General features: G+C 63.9%; 3 protein-coding genes. 2 read left to right on the top strand and 1 reads right to left on the bottom strand.

Annotation, left to right across the window (positions count from 1 at the left end):
• The first annotated feature begins 227 nt into the window (after window positions 1–227).
• Window positions 228–449 (top strand): hypothetical protein, encoded by a 222-nt coding sequence (locus tag EN750_RS32235; RefSeq protein ID WP_013532531.1) that lies wholly within the window; start codon window positions 228–230, stop codon window positions 447–449.
• Between the two features lie 3 nt (window positions 450–452).
• Here the strand turns inward: EN750_RS32235 and EN750_RS32230 are convergent, their stop codons facing one another.
• Window positions 453–959, bottom strand: coding sequence for an OsmC family protein (locus EN750_RS32230; protein ID WP_127269953.1), 507 nt, complete (start codon window positions 957–959; stop codon window positions 453–455).
• Between the two features lie 203 nt (window positions 960–1,162).
• Here EN750_RS32230 and EN750_RS32225 point away from each other — a divergent pair.
• A partial coding sequence (locus tag EN750_RS32225) for an agmatine deiminase family protein (RefSeq protein WP_127399100.1) occupies window positions 1,163–1,891 on the top strand: 729 nt, incomplete at its 3' end.

Genomic DNA, 1,891 nt, shown 5'->3' with positions numbered 1-1,891 from the left:
GCCAGGAGGCGCTCAAGGGCACCGGGGGCGATGGCTTGTTCTATTGTTTTGCCACCAACTGAGCCGATTGCGCTTCGAAATCGGGCTGGAAACCCCCGTCACATCACGCGGCTGTGATGTGACGGCGGGAAGCTGTGCGGCGGTCAGGCTTTCGTCATTTCCATGGAGTTGGTAGGGTCACAGCGACTCCCACAACAGCGCCCAACTGGCAGAACAAGGAAATCCCCATGGCTACGACCGCAGCAGCGTTGGTCTGGTATCTGGTAATCGCCGGCCCGCAAGGCGGCATGGTCGTGCTGCCCAGCACCTTCGACAAACGCGAACAGTGCACCGCCGCCATCACCGAATATCAGAAGCAGCCGACACCGGCCGGCTGGTCGGTGCAATGCGTGCCGAGCGCCTCGCCCTTCACTGACGAGGGCGACGCCGAAGAACCGTCGGCGCAGTAAGCATCAGCGGCGTGCGCTCACCGTCAGCTCCGGCTTCTGGCTGATGGTCTGGAACACCACGCAATAACGCTCGGTCAGCTTCAGCAGCGAGTCTACCCGCTCCTGCGGCTCAGCGGTGTCGAGGTTGAAATTGAGCCGGATGGCGCGAAAGCCGACCGGTGCATCCTTGGCGACACCGAGCGTGCCGCGAAAATCGAGATCGCCTTCGGCCTCCACCGTGGCGGCGCCGAGCTTGAACTCGAGCGCCGTCGCCACCGCCTTGAGCGTCACCCCGGCGCAGGCGACCAACGCCTCCAGCAGCATGTCGCCCGAGCAGAGTTCAAGCCCTGAGCCGCCTGTTGCCGGATGCAGGCCGGCGATGGCGAGCGCCCTGCCCGTCTCCACCTTGCAGGCAACCGACTGGTCATCGATCGAGCCCTTGGCGCGAAGCGTGATCAGGGCCTGCGAAGCATCGTCACGGTAGGCCTGCTTCAGCGGCGCCTGCATGGCCTTCAGTTCGGTCGCATCCATCCGCTTTTCCCCTTTCGTCGACTGCTTGCGTCACCGGCATACGCCGTCCGGTCGAGATTTGCGCCGATCACCGTGGCAAGGCAATGCCGTTCCGCAACAGGAGACAGCCGCCAACACCGATATCCCAAATGGGACATTGACGGACAAGGTCCCAAAACGTCTGATCCGGGCAAGTCATCACTCCATTTCCCGGCGGTCCCCAGATGCCCCGTACCCTTTCGACAAGGCCGCAACAGGATGGGTTTCGCGCGCCCGGCGAATTCGAACCCAAATCAGGCTGCTGGATGATCTGGCCGGAGCGGCCGGACACCGGGCGCCTCGGCGCCAAGCCCGCGCAAAAGCTGTTCGTGGATGTCGCCGCGGCGATCGCGCAAAGCGAGCCGGTGACGGTGGCGGCCTCCGCACGCCAGTGGCAAAATGCCAGGGCGCGATTGCCCGGCCATGTGCGCGTCGTGGAAATGTCCACCAACGATTCCTGGCTGCGCGACAGCGGTCCCAATTTCGTCGTCAACGATCAAGGCGACGTGCGTGGCGTCGATTGGATCTTCAACGCCTATGGCGGTTTTGACGGCGGCCTCTACGCGCCATGGGACCTCGATGACCTGGCAGCGCAAAAAGTGCTCGAAATCGAGAACATGGAGCGCTACCGCGCACCTCTGATCGCCGAGGGCGGCGGGTTGCAATGCGACGGCCAGGGCACCCTCATCACCACGGAGCAATGCCTGCTCAACCGAAATCGCAACGCCCATCTCGGCAAGGCCGAGGTGGAGCGCCAGCTTGGCGACTATCTCGGTGTCGACACCGTCATCTGGCTGCCGCGTGGCCTTGCCTTCGACGAAACCGACGGCCATGTCGATGACGTCTGCTGCTTCGTGCGTCCCGGCGTGGCCGTGCTGAGCTGGACCGACAATCGGGAGGACCCGCAATACGAG

It is taken from the genome of Mesorhizobium sp. M7A.F.Ca.ET.027.03.2.1, assembly GCF_003999175.1.
GTDB lineage: Bacteria > Pseudomonadota > Alphaproteobacteria > Rhizobiales > Rhizobiaceae > Mesorhizobium.
Note: the sequence above shows the minus strand (reverse complement) of the source record. Positions and strands in the feature narration are given on the sequence as shown.

Bases quoted from the DNA above. Each gene is read 5' to 3' on its own strand.
- EN750_RS32235 (WP_013532531.1), top strand. From the start codon at position 228: ATGGCTACGACCGCAGCAGCGTTGGTCTGGTATCTGGTAATCGCCGGC.
- EN750_RS32230 (WP_127269953.1), bottom strand. From the start codon at position 959: ATGGATGCGACCGAACTGAAGGCCATGCAGGCGCCGCTGAAGCAGGCC.